This window comes from Bifidobacterium sp. UBA6881 (assembly GCA_002451435.1).
In the GTDB taxonomy this organism is placed as follows: domain Bacteria; phylum Actinomycetota; class Actinomycetes; order Actinomycetales; family Bifidobacteriaceae; genus Bifidobacterium.
This window is the reverse complement of sequence record DKCF01000050.1, coordinates 16,837-33,834: the sequence shown is the minus strand read 5'-3', so window position 1 is coordinate 33,834 and position 16,998 is coordinate 16,837. Positions and strand designations below refer to the sequence as shown.

The following is a 16,998-nucleotide window of genomic DNA, read 5'->3' as shown; positions in this document are numbered from 1 at the left end:
TCCGAATGCCTGGGCTTCGACGACGTATATTCGCAGGACCATGATTTCGGCCCGCGCTTCTGCCTGTGGCTCACCGACGAGGATTATGCGGCGATCGGCGCACGGTTGCAGGCGGATTACGAGGCGCTCGACCGCGCGTTCACCGTGGACGGACAGGGCGATCCGCGTTTCCGCGGTCACGGCAAGGCGATTTCCGCAGCAGACCGGACAGATGCCGGGAATGCCGGCATCGACGGAAACGGCACGACCAGCGCATCCATGCCGCCCGAAGCCTTCGCAGACACGGACCGCACGCCCGCGACGCCCCGCGCGCAGGGCGAGAACCGGCGCGACGGCGTGTTCCGCATCAACGATTTCTTCGAGCGCCTCACGAATTACCCCGAGGCGCCGGCACAGACCGATTACGCGGCATGGCTGACGCTGCCGGAGGCGACGCTCGCCACCGCGACGAACGGCCGTGTGTTCGCCGATCCGTTGGGCATGTTCTCCAAAACCCGTCAGGGATTCACGTTCATGCCTGAGGATGTGCGCGTTTCCTTGATCTCCCGCCGTCTGGGCATGATGGCGCAGGCTGGGCAATACAATCTGCCGCGCATGCTGGAACGCGGCGATGGCGCGGCCGCGATGCTGAGCATCACGCAATTCGTCGATGCGACCGCCTCGCTGGTGTTTCTGGTCAACGAACCGGTTTCCGTGGGCTATCTGCCGTACTACAAGTGGCGTTTCGCTGCGTTGCGCAAACTAAGCCGCCGCATGGCGACGCGTCTCGCCGATGTCGCCGAGCAACTGGAGACGATATTGCGATTAAGCTCCGCCGCGTGCTTCGGTGGCGAAGGTTTCGGCGAGGGCGGCAAGGGCGCAGGCCCTGCGATCGACACGATCACCACGACCATCGAGCATATCTGCGCCGAGGTCGTCACGGAACTGCTTCACGAGGGGCTTACCGAATCGCATGAGACGTTCCTGGAATGGCAACGTCCGTACGTGGAGAAGCATATCGTCGCGACGGACGCATGCCTGCGCAGCCTGTGACGACGGGTCCGCTTCCACGAACGAACGTCGGTCGCAAACGGTCGCCGCACGCCATCGGCCACCGCCGCCGAACACCATCCGCAATCAATCATGGCGATTCGCACGGCACATCGTCTTCATCGTGCATAACGCGCGGGTCGAAAATCAAACAACGGGTCAGGAACCAACAATGACGAACAAGACAACGAACACCATCGAACCATCAGGCGACAGGCACGACGCCAACGGCACCAAGCCGGAGGAAACCGGCGAGGCCACCATGGTGGAATCCGTCATCACGCTGGAATGGAGGCAGTTCCAGAACACGAACAACGAGGGCGGACGCGCCTCATGCCAGGGCAACTGGCCGATGTTCCACGAGATGCGCGCGAGCCAGTTCCTCACCTGGCCGGCCGAACTGCTCTCCAGCTACCGGTCGGATCTGCAAGAGGCCGACCGGACCGGCCGCAACCTGGTGACGGAAAAGTACGGTCGGATGATGCAATCCACATATCCACAGGAGTATTGTGCAAACATCGAGCCGTATATTCCCCGCCTTTCCGCAAGTCGGGTGGCAATGCAGGAACGCATCATCGCCACGCAGGTGGCCTGGGCGCGTGATTTCCGGGAACGCTGGCCGAGGCTCGGCATGGCGATGCGCATGCTGACCACCGACGAGGACACGCCACAGGCCACGTCGTTCGAAACATATCTGCGCGGAGAGTTGGGCACGTATTCCGAGCGGACGATCGCCCTGTACGACGCATTCGTCTCCCGTCTGCTGGACGAGCGCCGCAATCTCACCGAGGAGACCATCCGCAACACCGTGAGACTGGCCGGATTCGACGGCCTCGACGAGGCGGAGGCGGCGCAGCGCTGATGGCTCCGCCGCCAGTGGCGCACAGCCATCGACGTCGCGCCCCGCAATGGCACGGACCGACAATCATGGAGCATCGTCGATTCATCCCACATGCCATGAATCGATCATCCACAGATCACGGATCGCCCGCAATCGGCAATCGCACGATTGTGCAAGCCGGGAACGCGTCCTATGGTTGCGGGTGTGCGTGCATTGATAAGAAGGACGATGACCACCGTGGCGGCCACCGCAGTGGTTTCGTTGGCGTTGTTCATGATGCTGGGCGCGCTCGGCCACGCGCTGGCGCCGAAATGGCAGGTGAGGCCGTTCGCCGACCACATCGTGCCAGCCACTTCCGATACGACCATCCAGGCGAAGGACCGCGCCACCGGCGGCGCGTTGTCCACTCCGCAGGAGGGCGCGTACCAGACCAAGGAAACGCATATCACGGTGAAGCTCGATGGCGGTGTCACCGTGAACGCCATCGTGCGCGAGCCGATCGGCGCACCGAACGACCATCCGGCGTGCCTGTTCCTGCATGGTTCCGGCACCGGCAAATCGTCCGAGGCCTACGGCGATGTCGCCGGCGCGATGGCTTCCGCGGGCATCACCACGCTGGTTCCCGACAAGCGTCTCGACAACTACACCATGCTCAACCGCGATTACGTCTCCAGCGCACGCGATTATGCGAAATCCTTGGCGATCCTTCGGTCCTGGCCGGGCGTGGACGCGAGCAAAACCGGACTGTACGCGGAATCCGAAGGCACATGGATCGCGACCGTGCTCACCACGGAGCATCCTGAAATCGCCTTCGCCATTCTCACGTCGCCGCCCGTGGTGTCGGGCAGACGGCAGATGACGCTCGCCGCGACGAACTATCTGGCGGACGCGGGCGCGCCGGATGCCGTCAAACGGCTTATTCCACGCATCACCAGTCTGGGAACGCGGCATATCGGACTGGCGTATGCGGATTTCGACGCGGCGAAATACCGCAGATCGCTGACCATGCCATTGCTCATCAACTATGGCGTGCGGGATGACGCGATGCCGGTCGAGCAGGGCGCGCGTCTGCTGATACGGGCCGCGAACAAGGCCGGCAACACGAACGTGACGCTGCGCTATTACGATGCGAACCACCAGTTGCGCACGGGTTCGAACAAAACCGTTCCCGAATTGCCGTTGGAACGGCATTACACGCATGATCTTGAGGATTGGGTCAATGCGGTCGCCGATGGCACAGGCGCTTCCGATTGGACCACGCCGATGGTCGCGGGCGCCCGTCCCGACCAGAAAATCGCCGCGCCGACCAGCACGAAGCCCGGATTGGTGTCGTCGCTTGACGAGGTCATCGCCGCCATCGCGGGATGCCTGTTGTTCGCCGCGCTGGCGACCGTCGGTTCGTTGATGCTGTTGGGCGCCGGTCTGACACGGAGGCTGCGTTCCGGCGACGGTTTTGGAAGAACCGGTTCCAGCCGCATGCCAGCCGGCAATCCCAACGCCGCCGAAGGTTTGGCGTGCGGCCCGCGCAATCCATGCAATCCGCTCGAAACGCGCCGTTTCCCCACCGCCTTGCGCGCCGCATTGTCCGTCAACGTCGTGCTGGCAGTGGGCACGACCTGCGTCTTCCTCGCGTATCTCGTCACGGTGATCCGCGATGCGATCGCGTTGACCAGCGATTCCACATTGCTGGCGCGCAACTGGAATTTCGTCGCATCCGCGGCACGACTCGGCGTCGTCGCGTTCGCATGGCTGGCGGTCGAGCTCGTGGCGACGTTCCTCGAACGTCGCCACACGAAAGATGGTGTTTCCAAGGCAAACACGTCGAAGGCCGTCACGGAAAAGGACCACCGCGCCATGACCGAAATCCGATATGTGAATGGAAAAGCAGGCATCGGATCCGGCCACGTCGCGGTGGCCACATTCGTGGTGTCGTCGGCGGCGCTGTCGTTGGCGCTACTGGCGTTCTGGGGATTGTTCGTCTGAACGTTCCATCGGCGTCTGCGCCATCTCATCGCGCCGCATATGCCGGTTGCGCAGTGTGATGGCGAGCGCCCAGACGACGGCCACGGCGATGAGGAACACGCCGAATCCGCCGATTGTGCACACTACCAGCAATCTGGGGTTTCCCGCCCATTGCCACAGCCAGTTCCACGGTGTGGACATGCCGCTGAACAACACGGCGACGCCGACGATGCAGAGCAATGCGCCCAGGACGATGGTCGGCACGCTGGGACCGGTCGGCCGGATGACCAGGTCGTCGTCCGTGCCGTTCGCCCGCCATTTGCCGGATTTTCTCGGGGAGGCGTCGCGCGTGTTCCGCATGCCACCGCCGTTCGGCGGTACCGTCGATGTCGGCATATGCGGATTGCCCTGCGCATCGTTGGAATCGTTCGGCTGGTTCGCGTCGACCGGATTACCCGAATTATCGGAGTCACCCGAGTCATGCCGATCGTTCGAACCGCTCCGGTCTTGGCGTGGTTCCTGTGCCGCGTTCCGGTAAAGGGGCACGGTCGGTTCGTCCGATTCCATGTATGCCGGCAGGGTTTCGGTTTGCGCTTCGGGCAGCACGGTGGTGAAGGCCGTGGCGTCTTCGTTCGCCGTCACCGGCAGCGCGGCGGTCGGGGCTGCCGTTTCGACGGGAATCCGCAGGGTTTTGTCGTCGCTCATTTCGATTCCTTTCCCTCGTACTTGGGCAGTGTGCTGTCCGATGCGTATTGCACGGTGACGCCGCCGTTGACGGATGCGTCAAGGTTGATGACCAGCTCCGGAGTTTCCGGAGCCTTGTCGTCTCCCACGAAGCATGGCCAGAACAGGTGCTGGTCGTATACGCGTTTGAAGCCCTCATCGGTGTTGCCGTCGGTGAAGAGATCCTTCGACCGCATGGACGAGCAGTCGAGGTTCTTGTTGTTGGTGCTGAACGCCGGCACTCCCCGTGAAGCCGATTCGTCGACGTTGCTGAAATCGAGGGACACTCCGATGTCGCCGTTGTCCAAGGTCAACTGGTCCGCGCCGCCGATGGAATCCAGGGACGAGAAGCGGTAATCATGGTAATCGTCATCGTCCGAACCGATGGACCACCAGCATCCGTCGGGTACGGTCACCACCACCTGCGCGTTGGTGACGACGAGGTTCAGGGTTCCGGTTGGGCAGGAACTGGTGCCGTAGCTTCCGTCCGCCAGTTTCACGCGGTGCGAGCCGTGTTCCTTGGCGTATTCGCTCAGATCGATGTGGAGCGTATCGTCGTTGTAGCCATCGCCACTGACGTGGACGCCCCGCTCGTATTGGCGCATCTGCGCGGATGACGAGCCCAGCACTTCGGTGCCATCGACGGATACTCGATGGTAGCCGGACGAGATAACGTTTATCCGGCTGTTCGCCAACGTGAGCATTCCCGCGCACGGCACCGCGACCATCGCCATGACGACCGCCATCCACACAAGGGGATGCAGTCCGCCGGTTCGCCGTCCGCGGCAGCCGAGCATGACGACGACCGCGCCGACGGCCAAGCAAATGAGGCCGATGCAGATGGTGCCGGAGCGTATCACGTCTTCCAGATAGCCACCTTTGCCGTTCCGCCCCAATGCCAGTCCTATCCATGCGGCGATGGCGACGAACGTCAATCCGAACATCACCAGGGTCAGCAACGGACCGGCCGGCTTGCGACGGCCGCGGCGTGGGCGACGTCCCACGGATGCGGCCGGCGCGGTGAACGTCGGAGGAACCTGCGCCGTGGCGAAAGGCCCGGCGTTCGGCGCGGACGCCCACTGGGATTGCGGGGCCCGGGACTGGGCGGACGGCGCGGTTTGGAATCGTCCGTATCTTTGCGCGTCATCGGAATATCCCGGAGCGCCGTTGGAATAGCCGGGCGCGCCGCCGTTCGTGCCATTCCGTCTCGGGTACGGACTGTCGTTCGGCATGCCATTGGCGGGCGCCTCATATTGCCCGTCGTACGGTGCCCCATACGTCGGCCCATTCGCCGGAGGCCGACCCGATGGCGGTGTCTGCGGCCGCCAATCCGGCATATACGACAGCCTGTTCACCAGAATCCACAGCACGAGCGCCGCGATGAGGAACGCCAGCCATCCCGGGCCGACCACGCAGAAGGCGATGAGCATGAAGATGAACGCGCCCAAATCGCCCCATCGCCATTCGCCATGGATCAGGTCCTCGCACAGAATACGGTCGTCGGACTCGTCGGGAAGCAGGAACCAGGCCAACCCGTAGAAGGCCGCGCCCGCGCCGAAGAACAGCGAGGTGAAGATCATCAGGGCGCGAACCAGCGTCACGCTCCATCCGAATCTGCTGGCGATGCCTTCGCACACGCCGCCAATCCAACGGTTCCGGCCGCGGCAAATCCGGCTGGACCGTATCCACGAGAAGAATCGCCCATTCGGAGACGGCTGGTTGCGCCCGGAATCGGGCTGCCATCCCCGCTCATACGGCTGCTGGCCGTTGAAGGGGCCCTGTGAATCGTTGTTCATGTTGTTCATGGTTCCATTACAGCAGCGAGGACGCCGCGAACGTATCGGGGAACACCCTGAATATGCCCTGAACACAGGATGAAACCCCTTGCTCCAGTCACCACTACGGGCACAATGGAACCATGAGATCCCTTGGGAAGCCACGTTACACGCAGGAGCAATACGACGCCGCCAGCGCGCTGTATATGCGTCGCTGCTACGACGCCGCACTGGCCGCAGGACGTCCCATGCCGACGAATCAGGCGCGATTGCCGTTGGCACGTCCTGATTATGGACGGTGGTTCGCGGGCGTATGCAAGTCGGTCGGCATGCATCTGGGCGTTCCGGTATGGCTGGTCCGGTTGGCCTTCGCCGCATCCGCGTTCGTTTTCGGCGCGGGCATCATCACTTATCTGTTCCTGTGGATCACCGTTCCCGCGGCCGACCCGATCATGCAGGCGTACATGATGGCCGACGAGCGTCCAGCCGGCCAGACCCCGCTCGCGCGGGGCAACGCGCCATATGCGCCGACGCAGGCACCGTCGTATGCATCGGACTCGCCGGCAGCTCCAAGCGCTTCCGCATTCCGTTTCGGCAGTACGGCCGGAGATGCGGCTTCGACCGTCCGGACGAACATGCCGGAGGATTCCGTCATTCCGCAGGGTGCGAATGACTCCGCGCCAGATGACGCCGCGTTCTCGGCCATGAACGCCGGCTTGTACGACGAGCCACGGAAAACCTCCGGGGAAAGTCTGGAGCATGTGTTGCGCAACGCGCCCAAACCGGCGCTGACCGCCCTGGCCGGACTGGCCGCGCTCGTCATCAGCGGCGCGATGCTGGCCGGCGGCATCACCGTGCACCTCGTTTTCCCCCTGTTGCTCGCCGCCATCGGCGTCGGCGTCTCCTGGCTACGCTTCAACGCCGCGGAAGGCCAGTTATGGACGATGATCGGCGGCATGGCGCTGGTATTCGTCGCATATGCGCTTTTTCTTGCGTCGTATGTGCGCGACTTCGCGAATCTCAGCCGTCTGGTGATCGCCGGATTGGTGTTGCTGCTTGGCATCGCGTTGACGGTCGTGCCGTGGATTCTGGCGATCATCCGCGATCTCGGCACGGAACGCGCGTTGAAGGAACGCGAGGAGGAACGCGCCGATATGACCGCGCATCTGCATGACGGCGTGCTGCAGACGCTGGCGCTGATTCAACTGCACGCCAGCGAGCAGCAGACCGTGTTCTCGCTGGCGCGTTCGCAGGAACGCGAATTGCGCGAATGGCTGTATCAGGAACGCACCACATCCGACCGTTCGGTCAGCGCGGGATTGAAGGAGATCGCCGCACATATCGAAGACACGCATGGCAAACCGATCGAAGTGGTGACCGTGGGCGATGCGCGGCCGAGCGCGCAGACGGATGCGCTGCTCGACGCCACGCAGCAGGCACTGGTCAATGCGGTGACGCATGGCGGAGAACCGATATCCGTGTATTGCGAGGCCGGAGACGAACTCGTCGAAGTGTTCGTGCGCGACCATGGCGACGGCTTCGATGTCGATGCGGTGCCGGCGAACCGTCTCGGCATCCGCGAATCGATCGTCGGGCGCATCAGACGGCGTGGCGGTACAGTGGAAATCGTATCGCGGCCGCGATGGGGAACGGAGGTGCGCATGCATATGCCGATCGTGGCGACGGCGCAGCGAGGCCCGGAAGGCGGCGCGCACCGTCAGCATGAACATCCCCAAACCGCGCAGGACGGGCAATGAGGCAGCCGGCGAAATCCCCGGCAAGGCAATCAAGGAAGCCAATCGAAGGAGCAGCAATGAACGAACGGGAATCATCCGGAATACGCATCGCCATCGTCGATGACCATGAGATGTTTCGCGCGGGCGTGATCGCCACATTGCAGCCGCATTTCCATATCGTCGGGCAGGCGGCGGATGTGGAGGGCTCCGTGACGATGATCGCGCAGACCAAGCCCGACGTGGTGCTGCTCGATGTGCATGTGCCCGGCGGCGAGGGCGGTGGCGGCGCCGAGATTCTCGTGCGCTCGCGCGTCTACTCCCCCGACACCGTGTTTCTGGCGCTGTCGGTGTCCGATTCCCCGCAGGACGTCGGCTCGGTGATCCGCGCCGGCGCGCAGGGCTATGTGACCAAGACGATTTCCGGCGATGACCTGATCTCATCCATCAAGCAGGTGCATGAAGGGTATGCCGTGTTCTCGCCGAAACTGGCGGGTTTCGTGCTGTCCGCGTTCCAGAACGGATCTTCCGGAAACGGCGCCGGAGCCTACGGGCGGGTTCATGACGACGAGCTCGACAGGCTTTCCCGCCGCGAGCAGGAGGTCATGCGGCTGATCGCGCGCGGCTACACCTACAAGGAGGTGGCCGCGGAATTGTTCATCTCCATCAAAACCGTGGAGACGCATATGAGTTCCGTGCTGCGCAAATTGCAGTTGTCGAACCGCACCGAGCTGACCCGCTGGGCCGCCGACCGGCGAATCGTGTGAATCCCGACGATTCGTGTGAATCCCGACGATCATAGCGTCGGCCACGACGTGGCCGACAGGCACAGCAAACAAATAAAAATAATGGGATTCCTTCCATTGAAAAAAGGAATCCCATGGAGCCGAATCGGCGACGCATGCCAATGGCGGTGCGTGTCAATCAGCTGTGGTCGTCAGGCAATCATCACTCGGTGGCACCGCGGAAGCCGTTCGGATTCTTGGTCTGCCAGTTGAGGGAGGACTGGGCCATGTCGTCGATGGTCAATTCGGCCTTCCAGCCCAGCTCCTTGGCTGCCTTGGAGGCGTCGCAGTAGCAGGTGGCGATGTCGCCGGGACGACGCGGCTTGATGGTGTACGGAATCGGGTGGCCGGCGGCCTTTTCGTATGCCTTGATGACCTCCAGCACGGAGTAGCCGTGGCCGGTGCCGAGGTTGTAGGTGAACACGCCGGGCTCGTCGATGTGGTCGATCACTGCGACGTGGCCCTTGGCAAGGTCGACGACGTGGATGTAATCGCGCACGCCGGTGCCGTCCGGGGTGTCGTAGTCGTCGCCGAAGACCTGGACTTCCTTGAGTTCGCCGATGGCGACCTTGGCCACGTACGGGGTCAGGTTGGCCGGGATGCCCTTCGGATCCTCGCCCAGCAGTCCGGACGGGTGGGCGCCGACCGGGTTGAAGTAGCGCAGCAGCACCATGGTCCACTCCGGATCGGCCACGACCACATCACGCAGAATCTGCTCCTGGAACAGCTTGGAGGTGCCGTACGGGTTGGTGGTGCCGCCGGTGGGGGTGGTCTCCAGAATCGGCAGTTCCTTCGGGTCGCCGTAGACGGTGGCGGAGGAGGAGAAGATCAGCTTCTTGACGTTGTGCGCGCGCATGACCTCAAGCAGCACCAGCGTCGAGTAGAGGTTGTTGTCGTAGTATTCGATCGGCTTGGCGACGGATTCGCCCACGGCCTTGAGTCCGGCGAAGTGAATGACCCAGTCGATCTTGTTCTCGGTGAAGATGCGCTCCAGCAGCTCACGGTCGCGTACATCGCCGTCGTAGCTCTTGACCGGCTTGCCGGTGATCTTCTCCACGCGCTTCAGCGCGACGGGAGAGGAATTGCCGTAATTGTCGATGGTCACCACATCGTAGCCCTTGTTGAGCAATTCAATGTCGGTATGAGTGGCGATGAAACCGGCGCCGCCCGTAACCAGAACTGTGGTCATGTTGTCTCCTTCGTCAGGATTCTTCCTACGTTCAAGAATCATTGTAGCACATATTGTCACACAATACGTGTGTTTCAAGAAAAATAATGTGCGTTTTTGTGCGATTTATGCGAATCGCCGATGATTCGCGCCATCGCGCATCACCATCGTCGGCGATCTTCGCCATGCACCGCGCACACCCTATGCAGCGCATCCCCTTATGCAAAAGGGGCTTCGGAATCATCCGAAGCCCCTGCAAGCGGGCAGAGCGAGATTCGAACTCGCGGAGGCTTGCACCTCAACGGTTTTCAAGACCGTCTCTTTAGACCGCTCAGACATCTACCCAATCGTGCGCGTGCACAACAAGAAAATATAGCACAGCGCGCGGAATTCCAATCATGCCGTGCGGAACCGCGCCATTCCCGATCGACGGCGGGCGGACGCGAGTCCACACGAGCCGAACGTATCCTCGATGGGCTTGTCCGCAATGAACGCATCCGAAATGACGACGGGCCCGGACCACGGAGAACATCCGCGATCCGGACCCGTTGATGGCCGGACACGCCAAAGGCATGCCGAACGGCTATGGAATCAGGCCTCCCACTTGGTCGGCTCGATGACTTCCTTGCCGCCCATGTACGGACGCATGGCCTTCGGAATCTCGATGGAGCCGTCCTTCTGCTGGTGGTTCTCCAGAATGGCGACCAGCCAACGCGTGGTGGCGAGAGTGCCGTTCAACGTGGAGACCGCACGGGTGGAGCCGTCCGCGGTGCGTTCGCGGATGTTCAGGCGGCGGGCCTGGTATTCGGTGCAGTTGGAGGTGGAGGTCAGCTCGCGGTAGCGTCCCTGGGTCGGCACCCAAGCCTCGCAGTCGAACTTGCGTGCGGCGGAGGAACCGAGGTCGCCCGCGGCGGTGTCGATGATGCGGTACGGCACCTCGACCTTGCCGAGCATCTCCTGCTCCATGGCCAGCAGGTGCTCATGCTCCTTGTAGGAGTCCTCCTGCTTGGCGTAGACGAACATCTCGACCTTGTCGAACTGGTGCACGCGGATGATGCCGGAGGTGTCCTTGCCTGCGGCGCCGGCCTCGCGGCGGTAGCAGGAGCTCCAGCCACAGTAGCGCAGCGGGCCGTTCTCCAAGTCCAAGATCTCGTTCTCGTGCATGCCGGCGAGCGCCACTTCGGACGTGCCGACCAAGTACTGGTCGTCCGGTTCGCGCAGACGGTAGATCTCGTCGGCGTGCGCGTTGAGGAAGCCGGTGCCGCGCATCACTTCCGGACGCACGAGCGTCGGGGTGATGGCGAGGGTGAATCCGTGCTCCTCGGCCTGGTCGACGGCCATGGTGAGCATGGCGATCTGCATGCGGGCCACCTGACCGCGCAGGAAGTAGAAGCGGGAGCCGCCCACCTTCACGCCGCGTTCCATGTCGATGCCGGCGACGCCGCGTCCGAGGGTCAGGTGGTCCTTCGGTTCGAAGCCTTCAGCCGCGAAGTCGCGAATCTGGCCGACCTTCTTGACGACCACGTAGTCGTCCTCGCCGCCTTCCGGCGCTTCCGGCTCGACGATGTTGGAGAGCTTCCACATGGCGGTGGTGTACGTCTCCGCGGCGGCGTCCGCTGCGGCCTTGTACTCGGAGACCTTTTGGGAAAGCGCCTTGGTGTCGGCGATGAGCTTGGCCTTCTCCTCGGCGGGGGCCGCGGCCACCTTCTTACCGATTTCCTTCTGCTGCGCGCGGGCAGCCTCGAATTCCTTCAGAGAGGAACGACGAACCTCGTCGGAGCGCAGCACCTCGTCGACAAGTTCGACCGATTCGCCACGCTTACGCTGGGATTCCTTGACAACGTCAGCATGTTCACGAATGAATTGGATATCAAGCATGGTTCTTAGCCTAGTGCCGAAAGCCGACACCGAGCGGCCGCCACGGCCCGACATGGAACGGCCCGTCGGATTCCCTGAACCGCTTTTTCGGCGCACCGTGCAGGAATCGTTGAATTTTCCGTCGTAAATCCGTTTTTTCTCCCGTGTTCAGGGGAAAATAGGAAGCATGCCTACCTATGTCATCGTTTTGATCATCGTCGCGGCGGTCATCGCGGCATGCGCCACAGCGTTCTTTGGGTTCCGTGCGTATCGACGGCGCAAGCTGGCCGAACAGCTCGGCCGGCGCGATGGCGACCAGGTGCGTTACGCGTTCATCGTCAACCCGTCGAAGCCGCAGGCGGCGCAGCGCAAAAAGCATATCCGGGAATTCTGCGAGGCGAAGCGTCTCACGAAGGTCGAATTCATCGAGACGCAGCTCGACAAGGACGGCAGGGCGTGCGCGTTCGAGGCGTTGGAGCATGGCGCGGATGTGGTCGTGGCCGTGGGCGGCGACGGCACGGTCCGCACGGTGGCGAGCGCGTTGTCGGGCACCGGCCACGCGCTGGGCATCGTGCCGATCGGCACCGGAAACCTGTTCGCCCGCAATATGGGCATCCCCGTGGACGACATCGACGCGGCGCTGACGGTCGCCACCTCGCACGGCTCGCGCCATGTGGATGTGGGGCGTTTGACGCTGCTCGATGACGAGACCGCGGACCATGGCCATGCGTTCCTCATCATCGCCGGCATCGGATTCGACGCGCTGATGATCGACGACACCGATCCGGAGCTGAAGAAGAACATCAGCTGGCTGGCGTATTTCGTTTCCGGCGTGAAGAACATGTTCGCGCCGAAGTACAAGGGCGATGTGACGATCACCAGCGCGGACGGCAGCACGCACACCACGCGCGGGCTCACGTTCCGCACGTTCATGGCGGGCAATTGCGGCCAGATTCCGATGTTCTCGCTGATGCCCGAGGCCGTCTACGATGACGGCATCCTCGACTACGAGATCATCGACACCTCCGGCGGCCTGATCGGCTGGGCGAACCTGTTCGGAGACGTGCTGCATCAGACGATCACCGGCAAGGCGCAGCAAAGCCCGCTGTCGACGAATTCCACCGTCGACCAGATTCAGGGCGTCAGCGCGGAGATCACTTTGGAGAAGCCCGTTCTGGCGCAGGTGGACGGCGACATGCTCCCCGAAACGCGCCATATCCGTTTCAGCGTGGAGCGCCAGGCGTTGTGCGTGCGCGTGCCTGAAGTGCCCGGAACCCCTGCGGACTAACGGTCCGCGCGACCGGGATGCCGCGCGGTCACGCGGGACACGTGCAGCGCGAGGTAGGCGATCTCCGACTCCGTGAGTTCCGCGCCCAACCGCATATGCACGATCACCGCGAGCCTTCTGGCGCAGTCGTAGGCTTCCGGATAGGACGCTTTGATGGATTCGACGATGGGCTGCGGCTCGTCATCGAGCTGTTCGTGCTGGTGGATGCGCACGAACAGGTAGCGCAGGTGGGTGATGAACCGTCCGACGTTGACGCCGGTGCGTTCCAAGGTGATGCCGTACGCGCCCTCGATCACCGATATCATCTGCTGGATCACGCCGGTCATCGCGTAGGTGGCGGACATGTCGCCCGTGGAGAATCCCGCATTGACCAGATGCAGGGCGAGCGCCACGGCCTCGCCGTCGGGCAGCGAGCCGCCAAGGTAGGTGTTCATCGCATCGACCAAGGCCTTGCCTTTCGCGTATTCGTCGGCATACAGCGAACGGACCTCCGCCTCCAGCGGATATTCGATGGATTGGCCCTGCTGCGCGCGGCGAATCGCGCCACAGACGTGGTCGGAAAGCGATACGACAAGCGCCGGCTGCCTGTCGGCCTGATCACCGAGACCGACGCGGTTCATGGCATCGGCGACCAGTCGGATGATCTCCGGCGGGATCCCGGCCACCTGCTGCGCCATGTGGTCGGGATCGCGGCCGTCCGCGGGAACGAACCGGCGGACGACCTTCGCTTCGTCAACATGCTGTCCGGGCTTGGCCTGGAAGCCGATGCCGCGTCCGGTGAGGATCACCTCACGATCGCCGTCTTTCGCCAAAACGACGTTGTTGTTGAACACACGAAGAACGTCCATGCCGGTTCTCCTTTGGATAATCGTTGGGTCAGCGCCGAATGTCGATCACCGCGTCGCCGGCCTTGACGTCGATGCCGGTCTTCGGGGCGACTTCGGCGAAAGCGACCGTGTTCAGCACCGTCATCAGCGTCGTGGTGCTGTATCCGGCTTCCTTCACCTTATCAAAATCGACGGCGACCAGCGGATCACCGGCGTTCACCCGCTCGTTGGCCTTGACTTTGACGTCGAAGCCCTCACCGTTCATCTTCACGGTGTCGATGCCGACGTGCACGAGCACCTCCACGCCGTCGTCGGTTTTGAGGCCGAAGGCGTGGCCGGTTTCCGCGACGGTCTGCAGCACGCCGGAGACCGGTGCGACGACAAGGCCGTCCGCCGGCTGGATGCCGACGCCCTCGCCGAGCGCGCGGGAGGCGAACACCGGGTCTCCGGTATCGTCCAGCGCGATCACGTGGCCGGCCACGGGCGCGGAGACCACGGCATCGGCGGCCGCGCCGTCCTTGCCGCCGTCAGCCGTTTCTTCGGCCGCATCCGGAGCGATGTCCGCAGGAACGGTCTCGACGACGGTCTCCTTGGCTTCGAAGGTCTTATCGGACCCCTCGGACGCCTCCATGGACCGCCCGTTCGCCGCGGCGCGGGCCAGCACTTCGGCCTTCTGCTCCGGCGTGCGGTAGTCGAAGAGGATGATGAGGATGAAGGAGGTGAGGAACGAGACCGCGATGGACACCGCGTACACCCACATCTGGTCGAACACCGGAATGGTAAGCAGCGAAGTGAACGCGAACGCGGTGGTGGTCACGCCGCGCACGGTCTGGCCTGCCGCGGTGACCGACGGGAACAGCCATCCGAGCACCGCGATGACGACGCCGCCGAGGCCACAGCCCACCAGCATGCGCTTGTAGATCAGCTTGTAACGCAGGTGGATGCCGTACAGCGACGGCTCGGAGACGCCGCCGAGCAGACCTGCGGCGAGCGCGCCCAACGAGGTCTGGCGCATATCGGCGTCCTTGTCGCGGATGGAGAGGAACAGCACGCCGGCGGTCGCGCCGAAGCAGGCGAAGTTCCACACGCCCATCGGCCCTTGGATGAAGTCGTATCCCATGGATTGGATGTTCATCAGCATCAGGGCGTTGAGCGGCCAGTGCAGGCCCAGCGGCACGAGGAACGGATACAGCAGCGGGATGATGATGGCGAAGACGAACGGCGCGTGTCCGTTAAGCCACGCCAGACCGACGCCCAGCGCGTTTCCGGCCCATACGCCGATCGGTCCGACGATGAACGCGGTCAGCGCGCCCACGATGACCAGGGAGAAGAACGGCACGAACACCAGCTGCACGCTGTCGGGGATGATCTTCTTCAATCCGTGGTAGACCAAGGCGAGCACCGCGGCCATCATCAACGGCACGAACACGTTGCCGCTGTAATCGCTCAGCTGCATCGGCAGTCCGAAGATGTTCGCCGTGCACGATGTGGTGCCGAGCGCCGCGTTTTCGGTGCAGACCGTGGATGAGAAGGTCTTGGTGTCCATCAGGCTGGTGAACTGCGGCGTCATCAATATGGCCATGATGGAACCGCCGAGCCATGGGTCGACCTTGAGTTTCTTGGCCGCGTTGTAGGCGACCATGATCGGCAGGAAGTAGAACACGCCCTTCCAGATCGCCTTGATGAACACCCAGCCGGCCGACGCCTCGTCGTTCGGGATGACGTTGAGCGAGATCAGCAGGTTGACCAATGCGATGATGATGGACGCGCCGAGCAGCACGCCGATGATCGGACGGAAGGAGTCGGCGAGGTATTCGAAGAACGAATCGACCCATGCCACTTTGCCGCGGGCCTTGGAGCGTGCCGCCGCCTTGACGTCGGCATCGGACATCGTCTTGCCGGCATCGGATCGGGTGCCGCCGGAGCCGTTGCCGGCCATCTCGGGCAGGTGCATGATGCTGTCGTACACGGAGGCCACCGCGCCACCGATGACCACCTGGAAGCGGTCGCCGCTCTGCGGCACCGCGCCGAGCACGCCTTTCATATGTTCGAGCGCGTTCTGGTCCACCTTGGAGGCATCGACCAGTTCGAAGCGCAATCTGGTTGCGCAATGCGTCAGGCTGCGAACGTTTTCAGCTCCACCGATCGCAGCGATGATCTGAGAGGCGAGAGAATCGGCCATCTCGATCTCCTTTCTTTCCACAACAACGTTTCCGACCCGGCGCGGCACTGCCTCGGGCAACAAAAAAGACCTGAGATATGGCATAGTAAGCCACATCTCAGGTCTTGCGTCGATTAGTTGACTAGCAACCCTGCCTTAGTCGAATGCCCACTACATTACACCATCGCCGGATTCCATGCAAATCATCCGGGAGCGAATCCGCGGACCCGCCGCCCCATTCACGGAATCATTACGACACGCCCATCATCGGGAAACGTATTCATCACACAAAATTAACTATTCTTCGCACATAATTTGACAATTACGCACATTTGGTGAAAAAACGTGGCACAATGGGAGCATGGTTGCAAACAATGCGGGAAAGCCCGCCACCCCAGCAGATCTGATCAACGTCGACGAGGTCATCGGCAAATACTATGACGTCGTCCCCGACCCCAACGTTCCGGAGCAGCGCGTCTCCTTCGGCACTTCCGGACACCGCGGTTCGTCTTTGAAGACCTCGTTCAACGAGGCCCATATCGTCGCCATCACCCAGGCCATCGCGGAATACCGCAAGAAGGCCGGCGTGACCGGCCCGCTGTACATCGGACGCGACACCCACGCGCTGTCCGAGCCGGCCTGGAAGACCGCCATCGAGGTACTCGTCGCCAATGGCGTGCGCGTACGCATCGATTCCCGTGACGACTTCACCCCGACGCCGGTCGTGTCCCAGGCCATCCTGACGCACAACCGCGCGGCCGACGGCACCCAGCGCTTCACCGGCGAGGGTCTCGCCGACGGCATCGTCGTGACCCCGTCGCACAACCCGCCGACCGACGGCGGATTCAA

At 62.9% G+C, this 16,998-nt stretch carries 12 protein-coding genes, 1 tRNA gene and 1 pseudogene; 7 read left to right on the top strand and 7 right to left on the bottom strand.

Translation table 11 applies throughout. The features are described 5' to 3' along the window. The 3 genes from B3C64_RS04340 to B3C64_RS04330 all read left to right on the top strand — a co-directional run. On the top strand, nt 1-1,032 hold a 1,032-nt coding region (locus B3C64_RS04340), incomplete at its 5' end, for a DUF4037 domain-containing protein (protein ID WP_291533984.1). A 259-nt stretch (nt 1,033-1,291) separates the two neighbouring features. Continuing rightward, nucleotides 1,292-1,891 (top strand): DUF4125 family protein, encoded by a 600-nt coding sequence (locus B3C64_RS04335; protein WP_291534002.1) that lies wholly within the window; start codon nt 1,292-1,294, stop codon nt 1,889-1,891. A gap of 207 nt (nt 1,892-2,098) precedes the next feature. Then, on the top strand, nt 2,099-3,853 hold the full coding sequence (locus tag B3C64_RS04330) for an alpha/beta hydrolase family protein (RefSeq protein ID WP_291533983.1): 1,755 nt from the start codon (nt 2,099-2,101) through the stop codon (nt 3,851-3,853). On the opposite strand, the gene B3C64_RS04325 is transcribed toward B3C64_RS04330, so the two are convergent. Then, nucleotides 3,824-4,537: a hypothetical protein gene (locus B3C64_RS04325; protein WP_291533982.1), complete on the bottom strand. Its 714-nt coding sequence runs from the start codon at nt 4,535-4,537 to the stop codon at nt 3,824-3,826. The genes B3C64_RS04330 and B3C64_RS04325 overlap by 30 nt on opposite strands. Continuing rightward, a complete protein-coding gene (locus B3C64_RS04320) occupies nt 4,534-6,351 on the bottom strand; it encodes a PspC domain-containing protein (protein WP_291533981.1) in 1,818 nt (605 codons plus the stop codon). Before B3C64_RS04320 ends, B3C64_RS04325 begins: the two co-directional genes overlap by 4 nt. 227 nt (nt 6,352-6,578) lie before the next feature. On the opposite strand from B3C64_RS04320, the gene B3C64_RS04315 reads away from it, so the two are divergent. Further along, on the top strand, nt 6,579-8,087 hold the full coding sequence (locus B3C64_RS04315) for a PspC domain-containing protein (protein ID WP_414632160.1): 1,509 nt from the start codon (nt 6,579-6,581) through the stop codon (nt 8,085-8,087). Between the two features lie 56 nt (nt 8,088-8,143). Beyond that, nucleotides 8,144-8,830: a LuxR C-terminal-related transcriptional regulator gene (locus B3C64_RS04310; RefSeq protein WP_291533979.1), complete on the top strand. Its 687-nt coding sequence runs from the start codon at nt 8,144-8,146 to the stop codon at nt 8,828-8,830. Between the two features lie 181 nt (nt 8,831-9,011). On the opposite strand, the gene galE is transcribed toward B3C64_RS04310, so the two are convergent. The 3 genes from galE to serS all read right to left on the bottom strand — a co-directional run bounded on the left by galE (nt 9,012) and on the right by serS (nt 11,894). Next, on the bottom strand, nt 9,012-10,037 hold the full coding sequence (galE, locus tag B3C64_RS04305; protein ID WP_291533978.1) for a UDP-glucose 4-epimerase GalE: 1,026 nt from the start codon (nt 10,035-10,037) through the stop codon (nt 9,012-9,014). Nucleotides 10,038-10,276: 239 nt separating this feature from the next. Continuing rightward, nucleotides 10,277-10,361: transfer RNA gene (locus tag B3C64_RS04300), tRNA-Ser, on the bottom strand. Between the two features lie 246 nt (nt 10,362-10,607). Beyond that, nucleotides 10,608-11,894: a serine--tRNA ligase gene (gene serS, locus B3C64_RS04295; RefSeq protein ID WP_291533976.1), complete on the bottom strand. Its 1,287-nt coding sequence runs from the start codon at nt 11,892-11,894 to the stop codon at nt 10,608-10,610. A 166-nt stretch (nt 11,895-12,060) separates the two neighbouring features. On the opposite strand from serS, the gene B3C64_RS04290 reads away from it, so the two are divergent. Next, a complete protein-coding gene (locus B3C64_RS04290; RefSeq protein WP_291533975.1) occupies nt 12,061-13,161 on the top strand; it encodes a diacylglycerol/lipid kinase family protein in 1,101 nt (366 codons plus the stop codon). Here B3C64_RS04290 and B3C64_RS04285 read toward each other — a convergent pair. Together B3C64_RS04285 and B3C64_RS04280 are read right to left on the bottom strand one after the other, a co-directional pair. Then, nucleotides 13,158-14,009, bottom strand: coding sequence for a PRD domain-containing protein (locus tag B3C64_RS04285; RefSeq protein ID WP_291533973.1), 852 nt, complete (start codon nt 14,007-14,009; stop codon nt 13,158-13,160). The genes B3C64_RS04290 and B3C64_RS04285 overlap by 4 nt on opposite strands. Before the next feature lie 28 nt (nt 14,010-14,037). Then, nucleotides 14,038-16,170 (bottom strand): glucose PTS transporter subunit IIA, encoded by a 2,133-nt coding sequence (locus B3C64_RS04280; RefSeq protein ID WP_291533971.1) that lies wholly within the window; start codon nt 16,168-16,170, stop codon nt 14,038-14,040. Nucleotides 16,171-16,510: 340 nt separating this feature from the next. Between B3C64_RS04280 and B3C64_RS04275 the strand changes: the two are divergent. Further along, nucleotides 16,511-16,998 (top strand): annotated as a pseudogene (locus B3C64_RS04275) (phosphoglucomutase, alpha-D-glucose phosphate-specific); the annotation flags it as partial.

Bases quoted from the DNA above. Each gene is read 5' to 3' on its own strand.
- galE (WP_291533978.1), bottom strand. From the start codon at position 10,037: ATGACCACAGTTCTGGTTACGGGCGGCGCCGGTTTCATCGCCACTCAT.
- B3C64_RS04325 (WP_291533982.1), bottom strand. From the start codon at position 4,537: ATGAGCGACGACAAAACCCTGCGGATTCCCGTCGAAACGGCAGCCCCG.
- B3C64_RS04285 (WP_291533973.1), bottom strand. From the start codon at position 14,009: ATGGACGTTCTTCGTGTGTTCAACAACAACGTCGTTTTGGCGAAAGAC.
- B3C64_RS04280 (WP_291533971.1), bottom strand. From the start codon at position 16,170: ATGGCCGATTCTCTCGCCTCTCAGATCATCGCTGCGATCGGTGGAGCT.
- B3C64_RS04335 (WP_291534002.1), top strand. From the start codon at position 1,292: ATGGTGGAATCCGTCATCACGCTGGAATGGAGGCAGTTCCAGAACACG.
- B3C64_RS04315 (WP_414632160.1), top strand. From the start codon at position 6,579: ATGCCGACGAATCAGGCGCGATTGCCGTTGGCACGTCCTGATTATGGA.
- B3C64_RS04330 (WP_291533983.1), top strand. From the start codon at position 2,099: ATGACCACCGTGGCGGCCACCGCAGTGGTTTCGTTGGCGTTGTTCATG.
- B3C64_RS04290 (WP_291533975.1), top strand. From the start codon at position 12,061: ATGCCTACCTATGTCATCGTTTTGATCATCGTCGCGGCGGTCATCGCG.
- B3C64_RS04310 (WP_291533979.1), top strand. From the start codon at position 8,144: ATGAACGAACGGGAATCATCCGGAATACGCATCGCCATCGTCGATGAC.
- serS (WP_291533976.1), bottom strand. From the start codon at position 11,894: ATGCTTGATATCCAATTCATTCGTGAACATGCTGACGTTGTCAAGGAA.
- B3C64_RS04320 (WP_291533981.1), bottom strand. From the start codon at position 6,351: ATGAACAACGATTCACAGGGCCCCTTCAACGGCCAGCAGCCGTATGAG.